At 69.9% G+C, this 14,815-nt stretch carries 16 protein-coding genes; 8 read left to right on the top strand and 8 right to left on the bottom strand.

Going from position 1 to position 14,815, the window contains the following annotated elements; translation table 11 throughout:
- Position 1: 1 nt before the first annotated feature.
- Positions 2–1,003, bottom strand: a complete 1,002-nt coding sequence (locus ACTIE5_RS24535) for a Bug family tripartite tricarboxylate transporter substrate binding protein (protein WP_439552355.1) — start codon at positions 1,001–1,003, stop codon at positions 2–4.
- Positions 1,004–1,139: 136 nt separating this feature from the next.
- Between ACTIE5_RS24535 and ACTIE5_RS24530 the strand changes: the two genes are divergently transcribed.
- The 3 genes from ACTIE5_RS24530 to ACTIE5_RS24520 all read left to right on the top strand — a co-directional run bounded on the left by ACTIE5_RS24530 (position 1,140) and on the right by ACTIE5_RS24520 (position 2,467).
- The gene (locus ACTIE5_RS24530; protein WP_439552354.1) at positions 1,140–1,523 is read left to right on the top strand and encodes a RidA family protein; all 384 of its coding nucleotides are present in this window, start codon (positions 1,140–1,142) and stop codon (positions 1,521–1,523) included.
- 99 nt (positions 1,524–1,622) lie between these two features.
- Positions 1,623–2,180, top strand: coding sequence for a PadR family transcriptional regulator (locus ACTIE5_RS24525; RefSeq protein ID WP_439552353.1), 558 nt, complete (start codon positions 1,623–1,625; stop codon positions 2,178–2,180).
- Between the two features lie 5 nt (positions 2,181–2,185).
- Positions 2,186–2,467, top strand: coding sequence for a DUF2218 domain-containing protein (locus tag ACTIE5_RS24520; protein ID WP_439552352.1), 282 nt, complete (start codon positions 2,186–2,188; stop codon positions 2,465–2,467).
- On the opposite strand, the gene pheT is transcribed toward ACTIE5_RS24520, so the two are convergent.
- From pheT to rpmI, 4 genes are all read right to left on the bottom strand, one after another.
- On the bottom strand, positions 2,464–4,938 hold the full coding sequence (gene pheT / locus ACTIE5_RS24515) for a phenylalanine--tRNA ligase subunit beta (protein ID WP_439552351.1): 2,475 nt from the start codon (positions 4,936–4,938) through the stop codon (positions 2,464–2,466). The genes ACTIE5_RS24520 and pheT overlap by 4 nt on opposite strands.
- A gap of 4 nt (positions 4,939–4,942) precedes the next feature.
- Complete coding sequence (gene pheS / locus ACTIE5_RS24510; protein ID WP_439552350.1) at positions 4,943–6,028, bottom strand: phenylalanine--tRNA ligase subunit alpha; 1,086 nt, start codon at positions 6,026–6,028, stop codon at positions 4,943–4,945.
- 100 nt (positions 6,029–6,128) lie between these two features.
- Positions 6,129–6,494 carry a 50S ribosomal protein L20 gene (rplT, locus tag ACTIE5_RS24505; protein ID WP_439552349.1) on the bottom strand — a complete coding sequence of 122 codons (366 nt, stop codon included), beginning with the start codon at positions 6,492–6,494 and terminating at the stop codon, positions 6,129–6,131.
- Positions 6,495–6,509: 15 nt separating this feature from the next.
- Positions 6,510–6,716: a 50S ribosomal protein L35 gene (gene rpmI / locus ACTIE5_RS24500; RefSeq protein ID WP_439552348.1), complete on the bottom strand. Its 207-nt coding sequence runs from the start codon at positions 6,714–6,716 to the stop codon at positions 6,510–6,512.
- Positions 6,717–6,944: 228 nt separating this feature from the next.
- Here rpmI and ACTIE5_RS24495 point away from each other — a divergent pair, with 228 nt between their 5' ends.
- Entirely contained in the window at positions 6,945–7,154 is a 210-nt protein-coding gene (locus tag ACTIE5_RS24495; protein ID WP_439552347.1) for a hypothetical protein, read from the top strand.
- Between the two features lie 8 nt (positions 7,155–7,162).
- On the top strand, positions 7,163–7,510 hold the full coding sequence (locus tag ACTIE5_RS24490) for a hypothetical protein (protein WP_439552346.1): 348 nt from the start codon (positions 7,163–7,165) through the stop codon (positions 7,508–7,510).
- 207 nt (positions 7,511–7,717) lie between these two features.
- Here the strand turns inward: ACTIE5_RS24490 and ACTIE5_RS24485 are convergent, their stop codons facing one another.
- From ACTIE5_RS24485 to ACTIE5_RS24475, 3 genes are all read right to left on the bottom strand, one after another.
- The gene (locus ACTIE5_RS24485; protein WP_439552345.1) at positions 7,718–8,689 is read right to left on the bottom strand and encodes an ATP-grasp domain-containing protein; all 972 of its coding nucleotides are present in this window, start codon (positions 8,687–8,689) and stop codon (positions 7,718–7,720) included.
- Positions 8,690–8,846: 157 nt separating this feature from the next.
- The gene (locus ACTIE5_RS24480) at positions 8,847–9,695 is read right to left on the bottom strand and encodes a metallophosphoesterase family protein (protein WP_439552344.1); all 849 of its coding nucleotides are present in this window, start codon (positions 9,693–9,695) and stop codon (positions 8,847–8,849) included.
- An 11-nt stretch (positions 9,696–9,706) separates the two neighbouring features.
- Complete coding sequence (locus ACTIE5_RS24475; protein WP_439552343.1) at positions 9,707–11,260, bottom strand: ABC transporter substrate-binding protein; 1,554 nt, start codon at positions 11,258–11,260, stop codon at positions 9,707–9,709.
- 117 nt (positions 11,261–11,377) lie between these two features.
- Between ACTIE5_RS24475 and dapF the strand changes: the two genes are divergently transcribed.
- The 3 genes from dapF to ftsY all read left to right on the top strand — a co-directional run bounded on the left by dapF (position 11,378) and on the right by ftsY (position 14,738).
- Positions 11,378–12,244, top strand: coding sequence for a diaminopimelate epimerase (dapF, locus tag ACTIE5_RS24470; RefSeq protein ID WP_439552342.1), 867 nt, complete (start codon positions 11,378–11,380; stop codon positions 12,242–12,244).
- The gene (gene mtaB / locus ACTIE5_RS24465) at positions 12,241–13,488 is read left to right on the top strand and encodes a tRNA (N(6)-L-threonylcarbamoyladenosine(37)-C(2))-methylthiotransferase MtaB (RefSeq protein WP_439552341.1); all 1,248 of its coding nucleotides are present in this window, start codon (positions 12,241–12,243) and stop codon (positions 13,486–13,488) included. The genes dapF and mtaB overlap by 4 nt, the downstream gene beginning before the upstream one ends.
- Positions 13,489–13,787: 299 nt before the next feature.
- Positions 13,788–14,738: a signal recognition particle-docking protein FtsY gene (gene ftsY / locus ACTIE5_RS24460; protein ID WP_439552379.1), complete on the top strand. Its 951-nt coding sequence runs from the start codon at positions 13,788–13,790 to the stop codon at positions 14,736–14,738.
- The last annotated feature ends 77 nt before the right edge of the window (positions 14,739–14,815 follow it).

Genomic DNA, 14,815 nt, shown 5'->3' with positions numbered 1-14,815 from the left:
GCTATTCGATCCGCGCGCCGCTGATCTGCACCATCTCCGCCCAGCGCGGGCGGTCCGCCAGGATGCGGGCGCGGACGGCGGCGGGCTCCACAGGGGGCAGGGAGAGCAGGCCGTTCTGGCGCAGCCGATCCTCCAGCCCAGGGTGGGTGTTGGCGCGGCGGAACAACTCCACCGTCCGGGCCTGCAACTCCGGCGGCAGGCCAGCGGGGCCGGACAGCACGTTCCAGGATTGCAGGTCGAGGTCGCCGATGCCGAGATCCGCGAAATCGCCCATCCCCGGCACGTCCGGCAGGAAGGGCACCCTTTCCCGCGACCCGACCGCCAGCGCCCGCAGCGTGCCGGCGGCGACATGGGGCAGCAGCGCGGGCATGAAGTCGAAGGCCATGTCGATGGTGCCGGCCAGCAGGTCGTTCAGCGCCGGCGCGCCGCCGCGATAGGGCACCACGGTGATGTCGGCCCCCGACCGGCGGGCGATCGTCGCCGTCAGCAGGTGGGAGGCCCCGCCGCTGCTGGCCGCGCCGTTGGTGAGCCCGTTGCCCGGCCGCTTCGCCCATTCCACCAGCGCGCGGAAATCCGTCCAGCCGCGTTCCCGCGCCCGTCGTTCCTGAACCACGCAGAGCACCGTGCTGGTGACGACGCTGGTGATGGCCGTCACGTCGCGTTCCACGTCGAGCGGCATGCGCGGCATCATCGCGGGCAGCGAGGTGAACATGGTGATGCTGAACAGGCCGGTGGTGAGGCCATCCGGCGGTGCCTTGGCGACCACATCCATCGCCAGCAGGCCGTTGGCGCCGCTCCGGTTCTCCACCACCACCGCCTGGCCGGAGGTCGCCTGGATGGCCTCCCCATAGAGCCGCGCGATGGTGTCCGACTGGCCCCCGGGTGGGTTCGGCACGATCAGGCGCATCGGCCGGTTGGCGGATATCTGGCCGAGCGCCGGTGCGGCGAGGGGCATGGCGCCAAGGGGCAGGATTGCGGCGAGGAGCGTGCGGCGGAGGATCATCCGGCAAGGCTAGCAAGGGCCATCACCTGGGCGGAAGGCCATGAATCGGTCACGCTGGCATTACCCCGACCAGGGCTGCCTGCCAGGCGCGCAACGGTTCTAGGATGGGCCCGCAATCGCAGCAGGAAGCCGCATCATGCCGAAACGCTCCCTCACCTCCAGCCAGGTCTTCAAGGGCGGTCGCCCCTTCCCGCACGCCACCATCGCCGGGGGCTTCATGTTCGTCTGCTTCACCGGGCGGGACCGGGAAGGCCGCTTCGCCATCGGCGATGTACGCGCCCAGACGCAGCAATGCATCGACAGCATCCGCACCGTGATCGAGGAAGCCGGCGGCACGCTGAAGGACGTGGTGAAGTGCACGGTCTACGTGACCGACCGCGCGAATTGGGAGCCGATGAACGAGGTCTATTTCGCCAATTTTGCGGAGGATGGGCCGCACCGCGTTTCCTGCATCGTCAGCGGGCTGGGCTCCCCTGACTGCCTCGTGGAGATCGACGCGACGGCCTATCTCGGCGACTAGGCGGGCTGAGTTACATATCGTCGATATATCTTACTTGAGGGTTCCGACTGCACTTCGATATATCGTTCTTCAGATATATCGGAGTTAGTCGGAGACCCCATGTTCCACCACCATTTCCGCCATGAAGGGCGGCGCTTCGGCCATGGCTTCGGCCGCGACGGCGGCCACGGCCCCCACCATCATCGCCGCGGCGGCTTCGGCGGCCGCATCTTCGCCCAGGGCGACCTGCGCCTGGTGATGCTGGCCCTGATCGCGGAGAAGCCGCGCCATGGCTACGAACTCATCAAGGCCATCGAGGAACGCCTGGCCGGCACCTACACGCCGAGCCCGGGCGTCATCTACCCCACCCTGACCCTGCTGGAGGAGATCGGCCAAGTTACCGCCACCACGGAGGGCAGCCGCAAGCTCTACACGCTGACGCCGGAAGGCGAGCAGGCGTTGGCGGAGCAGAAGGCGGTGGTCGACGCGATCTTCGCGCGCATGACCCAGGCCGGTGGCGATGAGGGCGTGGCCGCGATGCTGCAGATTCGCCGCGCGATGGAGAATTTGAAGCTCGCGCTGCGGATGCGGATGTCGCAGGGCCCGATCGATGCCGAACACCGGCAGCGCATTGCGGACGCCATCGACGCCGCGGCGCGCGCGGTGGAGCAGGGATGAGCACCATGATCACGACAGCCCGCGTCGAGACCGCGACACCGGCCCGCTTCATGGGCCAGCTCTGCAAGCATTTCGCCCACCGCATCCCGGCAAGCCATGACGAGACCCATGGCCGCATCGAGTTCGCCGACGCGCTGTGCGAATTGGAAGCGCAGGAGGGCGTGCTGGTCATGCGCCTGACCGCGGCCGACGAAGCCGCGACGGCGCGGATGCAGAAGGTGGTCGCCGACCACCTGCTGCGCTTCGCCTTCCGCGAACCGCCGCAGGTGGTCTGGCGGGAAGGCTAGCCGCGCAGTGTCGCGCCCGTCGCCTTGGTGACGGCGGCGACGATCTTCTGGCTCGCGGCCTCGATCTCCGCATCCGTCAGCGTCCGCTCGCGCGGTTGCAGCGTGACCTGGATGGCGAGGCTGATCATGCCCTCCGCCACCTTCTCCCCGGCATAGCGGTCGAACAGCACGGCATCCGTCACCAGCGCCTTGTCCGCGTTGCGGGCGGCGCGGAGGACGGCGTCGGCGGAGACGCTGGCCTCCGCCAGGAAGGCGAAGTCGCGGCGCAGCGGCTGGAAGGCTGGCAGGTCGGGCACGGACTTCTTGCGGCGCTTGGGGTCCGGGATCGCGTCCAGGAACACCTCGAACGCCACGGCGGGGCCGGCCAGGTTGATATCGCGGCGGAGCTTCGGATGCAGTTCGCCGAAGGTCGCCAGCACCACCTTGGGGCCCTGCCGCACCACGCCGGACCGGCCGGGGTGGTAGAAGCCCGGCGCATCGGTGGTGACGGAAACGGCCGCCATCGGCACGCCGAGCGCCGCCAGCACCGCCAGCGCATCGCCCTTGGCATCCATTGCATCGACGGGACGCGCGGGGGCGGCCCAGTTCGGCGCCGTCATGCCCGTGCGGACCCCCGCGGCCACCGCCAACTGGCTGCTGCCGGAAGCGGGGTCGCGATAGGCGCCGCCGATCTCGCCGAGACCAACATCCGCGAAGCCGCGCGCGGCATTGCGGGCGGCAGCGAAGGCGAGGGAGGCGACCGGCGTCGGGCGCATCTGGTCGAGGTCGCTGGCGATGGGATTTTCCAGGTGCAGATTGTCCGGCGTCTCCCCGAACAGCGCAGCCTGGTCCTTCGCCAGGAAGCCGTAGGTCACGCAATCCAACAACCCGCGGGACGCCAGCACGCGACGGGCCAGCGCGGCGCGGGACTGCTTCGCGGACAAAGCCGGGCGCGGGACCGGGGAGGCGACGGGCAGCGACACCGCCGGCACCGCATCAAGACCGCCGAGGCGCAGAACTTCCTCGACCAGGTCGCATTCCGGCTCGATCGCCGCGCAGCCCTCGGCGGCGGCCTGGGCGCGGGCGGCGGGCAGGGACGGGTCCTGCGCCAGCGTGCCGGCGCCGGCGATGTCGTTGCGCCAGGGTGGCACGGCGACCGTCACCGATGCCTCGTCGCGCTTGACGGGGCAGAAGCCGAGGCGCGTCAGGCGCTCCACCGCGAGGTCGGCGCTGATGTCGAGGCCGCCGAGGTCCTTCACGCGGGCGAAGCGCAGCGTCGCCTCCCGCTGCCAGGCGGGCTCCGCGCCGGCGGCGGCGACCTCGCTGGGCTCGCCGCCACACAATTCCAGGATCATCCGCGTCGCGGCGTCCAGCGCCTTGGGCAGCAGCGACGGATCGATGCCGCGTTCGAAGCGGGACCGCGCATCGGTGCGGACATCATGGCGGCGGCCGGAGAGCGCGATCCTCACCGGGTCGAATAGCGCGCACTCGAGAAAACATTCGGTGGTGTTCTCGTCGCAGCCGGAATGCTCGCCACCGATGACGCCGCCCAAGGCTTCCACGCGGGCATCGTCGGCGATGACGCCGTCTTCGGAAGTCAGCGCGTAGGTCTTGCCGTTCAGCGCCAGCAATTCCTCGCCGTCCTTCGCCATGCGCATGGACAGCGTGGTACCCACGACCTTGCTCGTGTCGAAGACATGCAGCGGGCGGCCGACGGCGAAGGTGAAGAAGTTCGTGACGTCCACCAGCGCGTTGATGGGCCGCAGCCCGATCGCGACCAGCCGGTCCTGCAGCCATTGCGGGCTGGGGCCGTTCTTCACGCCACGGACGGCGCGGCCGAGCACCCAGGCGCAGGCGCGCGGATCCTCGATGCGCCAGGCCAGCGGCGCGGGATAGGCGGCCGCCACGGGCTCCACCAGCCAAGGCTTCAGCGTGCCGAGGCCCGCCGCCGCGAGGTCCCGCGCGATGCCGCGGACGGAGAGCGCATCGCCGCGGTTCGGCGTGACCTTGATCTCGATGATCGGGTCATCGAGGCCGGCGTAATCCACGTAGCGCGCGCCGACGGGCGCATCCTCCGGCAGGTCCACGATGCCGGAGTGGTCGTCGCCCAGGCCCATCTCCCGCGATGACAGCATCATCGCTTCCGACTTCACGCCGCGGATTTCGCCGATTTTCAGCGTGATGCCCGTGCCGGGGATGAAGCTGCCGGGCAGCGCCGCCACGCCGACCATGCCGGTGCGGGCATTGGGTGCGCCGCAGACGACGGAGTATTCGCGCCCATCGCCAAGATCGACGCGCAGCGCGCGCAGGCGATCGGCGTTGGGGTGCTGGGTCGCCTCGATCACGCGCGCGATGCGGAAGCCGGAGAGGGCGGCGGCGCGATCCTCGATGCCCTCCACCTCGATCCCGATGGCGGAGAGGGTGGTGCTGATCTGGTCGAGCGTGGCCTCGGTCTCGAGGTGCTCACGCAGCCAGGACATGGTGAACTTCATGAGGTCAGATCCCCTCGTGCAGGGAGGCGGGGGCGAGCGGGTCCGCGGCGTAGTGCTTCAGCCAGCGAAGGTCGCTTTCGTAGAAGGGGCGGAGGTCGGGCATGCCGTGCTTCAGCATGGTGATGCGCTCGATCCCCATGCCGAAGGCGAAGCCCTGCCATTCCCGCGGGTCGAGCCCGCAATTGGCCAGCACCTTCGGGTGGACCATGCCGCTGCCCAGGATCTCCAGCCAATCCCCGCCACCGCCCAGTTCGCCCGTCTTCCGGTTCCAGCCGATATCCACTTCCATCGAGGGCTCGGTGAAGGGGAAGTAGGAGGAACGGAAGCGCACGGGCAGGTCGCTGATTCCGAAGAAGCTGCGCAGGAAATCGATGAGGCAGCCCTTGAGGTGGCCCAGCGTGATGCCGCGGTCGATCACCAGCCCCTCCACCTGGTGGAACATGGGGCTGTGCGTCGCGTCATGGTCGGCGCGATAGGTGCGGCCGGGGGCGATGATGCGGATGGGCGGGGCCTCGCCCAGCATGGTGCGGATCTGGAGGGGGCTGGTCTGGGTGCGCAGCACGCGGCGATGGCCGTTGGCATCCGTGCCCGGCATGTAGAAGGTATCGTGGTCCTGGCGCGCGGGGTGGTGGTCCGGGATGTTGAGCGCGCCGAAATTGTGCCAGTCGCTCTCGATATCCGGGCCTTCGACGACGCGGAAACCCATGGCGCCGAAGATCGCGGTCAGTTCCTCGATCGTGCGGCTGATCGGGTGGATGCCGCCATCGGCCGCCGTCGCAGGCGCGAAGGGGCGGGGCGGCAGCGTGACGTCGATGCGCTCCGCCTTCAGGCGGGCGTCGAGCGCCGCTTCCTCCAGCAGTTGCCGCCGCGTTTCCAGCAGCGCCTCGATCTCGTTCTTCAGGCGGTTCAGCGCGGCGCCGCGGTCCTTCCGCTGGTCCGCCGGCACCTGGCCCAGGCCCTTGAGCAGGCCGGAGAGGCTGCCGGACTTGCCGAGCACCGCGACCCGCACGGCATCGAGCGCGCGCAGGTCGGCGGCGCCGGCCAGCGCGGCCTCGGTCTCGGCCCGCAGCGTGGAAAGATCGTCGCTCATCACCCGAGGCTCCGGATAAGAAAAGGGCCGCCCCCTGGCGGGAGCGGCCCTCTTGTCTTCGATAAACCTGCTGCCCGGAAGGGGCTCAGGCCTAGAGGGCTCAGACCTGGGCGGGGAGGGCGCCCTTCGCCTTTTCGACGATGGCGGCAAAGCCCGCGGCGTCGTCATAGGCGAGGGCGGCCAGCACCTTGCGGTCGATCTCGATGTTCGCCGCCTTGATGCCCGCAATGAAGCGGGAATAGGTGATGCCGTGTTCCCGGACCGCGGCGTTGATGCGCTGGATCCAGAGGCCGCGGAATTCACGCTTCTTGTTGCGGCGGTCGCGGTAGGCGTACTGAAGCGCCTTCTCGACCCGCTCAAGCGCGGGGCGATAGGCGGTGGAGGACCGGCCGACATAGCCCTCCGCCAGCTTCAGGATCTTCTTGTGACGGGCGTGCTTGGTTACGCCCCGCTTTACACGTGCCATGCTCTCGCGCTCCCCTTACCGTGCCGAACCGTAGGGCATCCACTGCTTCACAGTGTCGCCGTCCTGCTTCCGGAGCACGAAGGTGCCGCGATTCTGCAGCTTCATCTTGTTGGTCTTGGCGGTGAGCATGTGGCGCTTGTTGCCCGCCCCCGCCTTGACCTTGCCGGTCGCCGTCAGCGTGAATCGCTTCTTCACGCTGGACTTCGTCTTCATCTTGGACATTTCGGACCTCCTGGTCGGGTCGGGCACGTCCCACCTTGCACCCTACATCCCTTGCGGGGTTCGGGGCCGCACCATGCGGCGGGGACGCGTATCCACGGACAGGCATGTCCAACACAAGGCCTGGCGCGTGGAGGCGGGCTTCTAGCGGCGGATGCGGCGCGACGCAATCCCTGGCAGAACGGGGCGGAACTTGGTCGCGTTACTGCGGCGGGGAGGAAGGAGAGACCGATGACCGACAGCTACATGCAGGAACAGGCCGAGGCGCTGGCCGCGAAGCTCAAGCTGAATGACGGCAAGAACGGCTATGTGGAACCCACCGCCGAGGGCTTCGCCGTCTATACCCGCCGGAAATGGCCGGGCAAGCAGATCACCAGCTGGGACGGGCTGCCGGTGGAGTGGCATGAGAATGTGGGCTCCAACAAGGCGGCCAACCGGTAGCGCGCGGGGTGCCGAAGCGCTTTCTGCCCGTCCTTGCCCTGCTGGCCCTGGCGCCCCCGGCCGCCGCCCAGCCGCAGGCCTTGCAGCCCCACAACATCTACGCCTCCCTCGACCCCGATGCGCCGGACCAGGCGACCTTGCGGCGGGTGCAGGGGGCGCTGACCCGCTGCGGCATCCCCAACGAGCAGGATGCGTCGCTCGCCTATGTCGGGCTGCGGGAGGGGTTCTACCTCGTGATCTCGGGGCCTCATGCCTCCGCGGCGGTGGCGGCGGCGGAACTCGCCCGCGCCCGGGGCTGCGGGGTGGAAGGCTATACCCGAATGGCCAGGCGCCGGCCGGGGGTGATGGAGGATTGAGGCGTCGCGGTCCTAAAAAATACTATGGATTTAGGTGTTTAGTCCTTTTAGCACCGTTTTCGGGGGGGTGCCGGGGCGCCGCTGGCGGGGCGACTTCCAAACGAAACACCCGCCCCAGCCCATTCGGGCGCAAGGCGGGTGCTTGATGTCGGGAACGTAGCACGAACACAAGCGCCCGTGCCACGGTATTCTCAGGCAGTCGGTTTCTCAGGCAGCCTGGGCCAGCACGTCCCGGCGCAGCAGGGCGGTGAGGTGGGCGGCGATGGCGCCCATGCCGGTCTGGGCGCCCATGCGCCCGGTCCGGCGTTCGGCGTCCCCGTTGTAGTTGGTGTTGGTGTTCACGTCATAGGCGAAGGTCTGGCCGGCCCGGTCCGTGATGAATTCGATGGCGCCGACGCCAATGCCATTCGCGATCAGGAAGGCCTCCATCCGGTGGATCAGCGGATGGGTGAAGCCCTCGATGATGCTGAACTTGTGGGTGGGCGCCACCGCCGGGCAGACGGCGCCTTCACCGATCGCGCAGACATCGGCGGGGCAGAGCTCGAAGCCCTCGCTGGTATCCACGCGGACGGCGTAGAGGAAGCGGCCGCCGACGAATTCGGCGCGGGTGATGAAGGGCTCCGGCGCCTCGATGTAGCGCTGGACCAGCCAGATGCCGTCGCGGGGATGGGCTTCCGGATCGCCTGTCATGTCCAGCAGGGCGAGCGCTTCCTTCAACCCGGCCTCGCTGTTCACCAGCCGCACGCCGAGCCCCTTGCCGGCGCGGTTGTGCTTCAGGATGACGGGATAGCCGAGCTTCGCCGCGGCTTCCGGGATGTTCTGGCGGCCCACCACGGCGATGGTGGCGGGCGTCGGGATGCCATGGATCGCCAGCGCCTGGTACTGCGCGACCTTGCTGAGTTCGAGCTGCAGCGCGCGCCGGCCATTCACCAGCGGGCGGTTGTGGCGTTCCAGCACCTCGATCACCGCGCCCGCATATTCCGGGGCGTAGAGGTGGCCGCGGGTGTGCGACGACGCGCTCATGCGGTTGTAGAAGACACCGGGGGGCGGCGGGCGCGTCAGGTCGACGATGCCGGTATCGAGGAACCATTCCTCATAGGGCGTGCCGAGCGCGTCGAAGGCCGCGCGCAGCGGCTCCACCCAGGCGTCGTTCTCGTGGATGACATGGACCTTGGTCACGGGCGAAGACTTTCCCTGAAGGGGCGGCATTTCGACCCCAGAGAAGATGATTCTTCTCCCGTTCGGCAATAGCTGGCGCGAAGAAAGAATTACCATCTTTTCCATGCCCGTTGCGCGCAGAAAAATTTCCCTCGCCCGGTGGGGTGCCGGAAATCCCCTACTCCGCCGGGGGCGGGCTTTCCGGCATGTCGCGCAGGAAGCGGTAGCGGCCATGGCCCTTGATGGCGGCCAGGTCGTGCGGCGAGAGCGGGGGCACGGCGAGTGGCATGACGGAGGCGTCGGCGCCCGCGAAATCCACCACCACGGCGCCGACGGCCGGGCGACCGCCATGGTCCCCGCTGCCGAGGAAGGCGAGTGCGGGCAGCCAGAGGTGGCGGATGCCGCCCACGACCCGGTCGCGTTCCGCATGCAGATGCCCGCTGATGACCAGGCCCACGCGGTGGCGGCGCAGCAGCGCCAGCAGCGCGGCGCGCGGCCCGGGCGTCATGCAGGACGCGGTCTCGGCCGTCTCGCCCTCATCCTCGATGAACAGCGGCTTGTGCAGCACCAGCGCGATGCGGCGATGGGAGGAGGCGATGAGGCGCCCTTCCAGCCAATCCCACTGCTCCGCCTCCCGCTCCAGCCCCGATCCGAAGAGCTGCGCGTTCACGCCGATCAGCCGCCAGGCGCCTGCATCCAGGGCGAAGCGGTCCGTGCCGAAGCGGGCATCCCAGCGGTCCATCCGCGCCTCGTTCACCAGCTGGGCGGGGTCCTGGCCGGGCGGTTCGTCGCCGACATCATGGTTGCCGGGAAGCGCGAGGACGGGGGTGCGGAGCTTCCCCAGCGCATCACGGGCGAAGTCCATCTCCGCGTCGCTGTCCGGACCGTTGATGCAGAGGTCGCCATTGACGATCACGGCCTCCGCCCCCGCCTGGTCGGCGGCATCGCGGCTCAGTCGGAAATTCTCCCAGAAGAAGCCATGCGTGGGCGAGAGGTGGAGGTCGGAGAGGAAGACGATCTTGGACATGGGGGTGGTCCTCAGGCGAAGGAAAGCTGGGATGCGCGGAAATCCATGAAATACAGCGGCGGGTGGCTCCACCGGATGGACCGCCGCTTCGCGAAGTATTCGCGGACGGGATAGAGGATGAGGGCCGGGGCCTCGGCCTCGAACTCATCCATCAAGGCGATGAACAGGCGCCGGCGCTCCGCGGGGTCCGTCGCGACGCGCAGCGCATCGACGATGTCGTTGAACCGCACGGGCTGCCAGAAGCCGCCCTGCTGGAGCGAGTATTCGCGGGAGAGATGGACGGCCAGGCCGCCGCCCAGCGGATCGGGGAAGCGGAAGGCGATGGAGGTCGGGCGGATATCGGCGCCGGGCTGGGTGAGCAGGGAGAGGTTTTCCCGGGTCTCCAGCTTGGTGTTGACGCCGACGGCCAGCCACATCTGCTGGATGACCTGCACGGCCTGGAGCATCTGGAGGTAGTAGCCGGGGGCGATGCGGATGGTCAGTTCCTCGCCGCGATAGCCCGCTTCGCGCAGCAGGCGGCGGGAGAGGTCGGGGTCGAAGGCGAAGCCGCGGCGGTTGGCGTCGTAGAGGTCCCCGAAGGCGGGGATCTGCAAGGCGCGCATCGGCTTGAAGGCCGGGCCCCAGAGGCTGCGGCCGAGGCTGTCCGTATCCACGGCATGGTTCAGCGCGCGGCGGACACGGGCATCCCGCAGGAAGGGCCGGCGCGTGTCGTAGTAGAGGATATGGGCGAAATCGAGCGCGACATCGACACCCTCGATCGTCGGGTTCCGGTCCAGCCCCTCGATCTGCTCGGGCAGGAGGTTGGTGACGAGGTCGTAGTCACCCGCGCGGAGGCCGGCGAGGCGGGAGGAGGCTTCGGGCACCACGGTGAAGACCACCTGGCGGGCGGGCGGGCGGCCGCCCCAGTATTCATCATGGGAGTCGAGCACCACGCGCTGGTCCCGCTGGAAGCTGGCGACGCGATAGGGGCCGGTGCCGATCGGGCGCGCGCGCAGGCCCTGCAACCCGCTCTCGGCATAGGCCGCCGCGCTGTGGATCCAGCCGCCATAGGCGGCCAGGCGCTGGGGCATCACGGCATCGGGCGTGCGGGTGCGGAACACCACGCGGTGCGGGCCATCGGCATCGACGCCGGCGAGGTGGCCGAAATTCACGCGGCCCTCAAAGGTCTGGACCTGGGGGCCCCACATGCGTTCCGCGGAGAAGGTGGAGAGCACGTCGGCGCTGGTCATCAGCCCGCCATCATGCAGGCGGGCATCGGGGCGGAGCGTCGCGACCCAGGTGAGGGGGTCCCGCTGTTCGAGGCTGGTGGCCAGGAAGGGCGCCAGGCGCTGGCCGCCATCGCGCGCCTCCGCCGCGAAATCCCGGCGCCAAAGCGTGTCGAAGACATTGCCGGTGACGCGGAGGCCAACATTGGAGATGGCCTCCAGCGGCTCCAGCGTCGGCGGCAGGGCCTGGACGGCCACGCGCAGCACGGGGCGGGTATCGGCCGCCTGCGCCCCGGCGATTCGGGGCAGCAGGGCGGGCAGCGCCAGGGTCGTGGCGAGAACAGCACGGCGGGTGGGCATGGCGGCCTCCTTCGTCCCGCCGCTTCTAGGGGGCGCGGGCGACAGGCCGATGACGGGCCGTGGTCGGGCGTGTGACCGCGTGCTGCCCGGGTTCCAACGGGGGTGGTGGCGCTCTATATGCCTGATGTCATGATCCCCTTCCGCAAGATGCACGGCCTGGGCAACGACTTCGTCGTGATTGATTCACGCGGATTGAAGTCGCTGGATGGGCGCGCCGGTGACCTCGGGCTGACGCCGCGCCAGGCGGCCGGCATCGCGGACCGGCATTTCGGCATTGGCTGCGACCAGTTCATCGTCATGGAGCCGCCTTCAGAGGGCGCGGATGTCTTCATGCGCATCCGCAACCCCGATGGGTCGGAAGCCGGCGCCTGCGGGAACGCCACGCGCTGCATCGCCTCCCTCGTCGCGGATGAACTGGGCAAGGACCGGGTGGTGGTGCGGACCATCGCCGGTGAACTCCCGGTGGAACGGCTGCCGGGCGGGCTGTGGCGGGCGGATATGGGGCCGGCGCGCCTCGGCTGGCGGGAAGTGCCGCTGGCGGCGGAGGCCGATACGCTCCACCTGCCCCTGGCGCTGGGGCCGGTCAGCGACCCCGCCGCGTGTTCAATGGGCAATCCGCACGCGACCTTCTTCGTCGATGACCTCGACGCCATTCCGGTGACGGAGATCGGGCCGAAGCTCGAAACCCACCCGATCTTCCCGGACCGCGCCAATATCGGCTTCGCGCAGGTCATGGCGCCGGACCATATCCGGCTGGTGATCTGGGAACGCGGCGCGGGGCTGACGCTGGCCTGCGGGTCCGGCGCCTGCGCCACCATCGTCAACGCCCATCGCCGCGGCCTGGTCGGACGGCGCGCCACCATCACCATGCCGGGCGGCGACCTGGTGATGGAATGGCGGGAAGCCGATGGCCATGTGCTGATGACCGGCCCCGTCGCCACCAGCTTCTCCGGCACGCTGGACCCTGCGGCCTATCGCGGATGAGCGTGGAGGTCCTGACCTTCGGCTGCCGGCTCAACACCTATGAATCGGCGGCGATGCGGGCGCTGGCGGATCAGGCCGGGCAGGGCGAGGGCACCGTCCTGGTGAACACCTGCGCCGTGACGGCGGAGGCCGAGGCGCAGGCGCGCCAGGCCATCCGCCGCGTGGCGCGCGAACGGCCCGGCGCGCGCATCATCGTCACGGGCTGCGCGGCGCAGATCGCCCCCGATGCCTGGGCCGCCCTGCCGGGGGTGGAGCGCGTGATCGGCAATGCGGAGAAGCTGAAGCCCGAAACCTGGGCGGCGCTGTCCGGCCCCGCCGCGTCGGTTGGCGACATCATGATGGCGGAGCCCGTGGCGCCGCCACTCGTGACGGAATTCAGCGGCCGGGCGCGCGCCATGCTCCAGGTGCAGCAGGGCTGCGATCATCGCTGCACCTTCTGCGTCATCCCGCAGGGGCGGGGCCCGTCACGCTCCGTGCCGCTCGGCGTCATTGTCGACCAGGCGCGGGCGCTGGTGGCGGCGGGGTACCGGGAAGTGGTGCTGACCGGCGTCGATATCGCGAGCTACGGGCCGGACCTGCCGGGGCAGCCCAGCCTCGGCCAGGCGGTACGGCGGCTGCTGGCGCTGGTGCCGGAATTGCCGCGGCTGCGGCTGTCCTCCCTCGACCCCGCGGGAATGGACGATGATTTGTGGCGGCTGCTGGCGGAGGAACCGCGGCTGATGCCGCATCTGCACCTGTCGCTCCAGCATGGCGACGATCTGATCCTGAAGCGCATGAAGCGCCGGCATTCGCGCGCCGATGCGGTGGCCCTGGCGCGGCGGGCGCGGGACTTGCGGCCGGGGATCGCGCTGGGCGCGGACCTCATCGCCGGCTTCCCGACGGAGACCGAGGCGCATTTCGCGGCGATGATGGCGCTGGTGGAGGAAGCGGGGCTGAGCTTCCTGCACGTCTTCCCCTATTCCGAGCGTCCCGGCACCCCCGCGGCGCGGATGCCGCCGGTGCCGGTGCCGCTGCGGCGCGAACGGGCGGCCCGGCTGCGAGCGGCGGGGCGCGATGCCGCGCGGCGCTTCCATGCCGGGCGGCTGGGGGCGGAGGAGCTTGTGCTGTTCGAGGCCTCCGGCCGCGGGCATAGCGAGCATTTCGCGCCGGTGCGGCTGGCGGAAGGGCGGGGGGTGGCCGGCGAACTGCGCCGGCTGCGCGTCGTTGGCGTGGACGACCAGGGCCTGATCGCGGAGGCGGCGTAGCATCCATGGCATTCAAGGGCCTCTGGGACCGCATCCGCGGCAAGGAACCGGCGGCGACGCCGCCAGTGGAGGCGCCGCCGGTTTCGGACCAGCCGGGGCATCCCGCGGAGAGCTACCCGCCAGGCAACGCCGCGCCCGTGCTGCCGGTGCCCGCCGCGCCGCCCGCCGCCGGCACCGCGCCGGATTTCGAGGCCCGGCTGCCCGAGCCCGCGGAACCCCTGGCCCCGCCGCCCCCGCCTCCGCCCGCCCCGCCGCCCACTGATGACGGCGCGGCGCTGCGGGAGGCGCTGGCGACGAGCGTGCCGGAACCCCAGCCCGAGGAGGCGGCGAAGGGCGGCTGGTTCGCGCGCCTCAAGGCCGGGCTGTCACGCTCCACTGCGCGGCTGACCGACGCCATCACCACCGTCTTCCGCAAGCGCCGCCTGGATGAGGAGGCGCTGGAGGAGCTGGAGGAGACGCTGATCGGCGCGGACCTCGGCGTGGCCGCCAGCCGCCGCATCGTGGAGGGCTTCCGCAAGACCCGCTTCGGCAAGGAAGTGACGGATGAGGAGGTGAAGGCCGCGCTGGCGGAGGCGATCGCGGAGATCCTGGCCCCCGTCGCGCAGCCGCTGGTGATCGACCGCGGCCATGCGCCCCATGTCGTGCTGATGGTGGGCGTGAACGGCACGGGCAAGACGACCACCATCGCCAAGCTCGGCCAGCAATATCGCGACCAGGGCCTCAAGGTGATGTTCGCGGCCGGTGATACATTCCGCGCCGCGGCGGTGGAGCAGTTGCAGATCTGGGGCGACCGGACGGGCTGCGCCGTTGTCGCGCCCGCGAAGCAGGGCGCCGATGCCGCGGGGCTGGCGCATGACGCGCTGGCACGCGCGAAGGCCGAGGGCGTGGACGTGCTGCTGGTGGACACCGCCGGGCGGCTCCACAACAAGAGCGCGCTGATGGAGGAGCTGCGGAAGATCATCCGCGTCATGCGCAAGCTCGAACCCTCCGCCCCCCATTCCGTGCTGCTGACGCTGGATGCGACGACGGGGCAGAACGCGATCCAGCAGGTGCGCATCTTCAAGGAGATGGTGGAGGTCTCCGGCCTGGCCGTCACGAAGCTGGATGGCAGCGCCAAGGGCGGCGTGGTGGTGGCGCTGGCGCAGGAGATCGGGCTGCCCGTGCACATGGTGGGGGTGGGTGAGAAGGCGGGCGACCTGCGGCCCTTCACGGCGCGGGACTTCGCGCGGGGGCTGGTCGGTTTGGAGTGACCGGGGGGGCGTCAAGGTCGCCCCTCGACGGCGGGGAGGTCACGAAACCGAGATAAACTTAAATACGTCGTCATTCA

The organism is Falsiroseomonas sp., assembly GCF_051859025.1.
In the GTDB taxonomy this organism is placed as follows: Bacteria; Pseudomonadota; Alphaproteobacteria; order Acetobacterales; family Acetobacteraceae; genus Falsiroseomonas.
The sequence above is the reverse complement of the archived record's forward strand: the minus strand, read 5'-3'. Positions and strand labels throughout refer to the sequence as shown.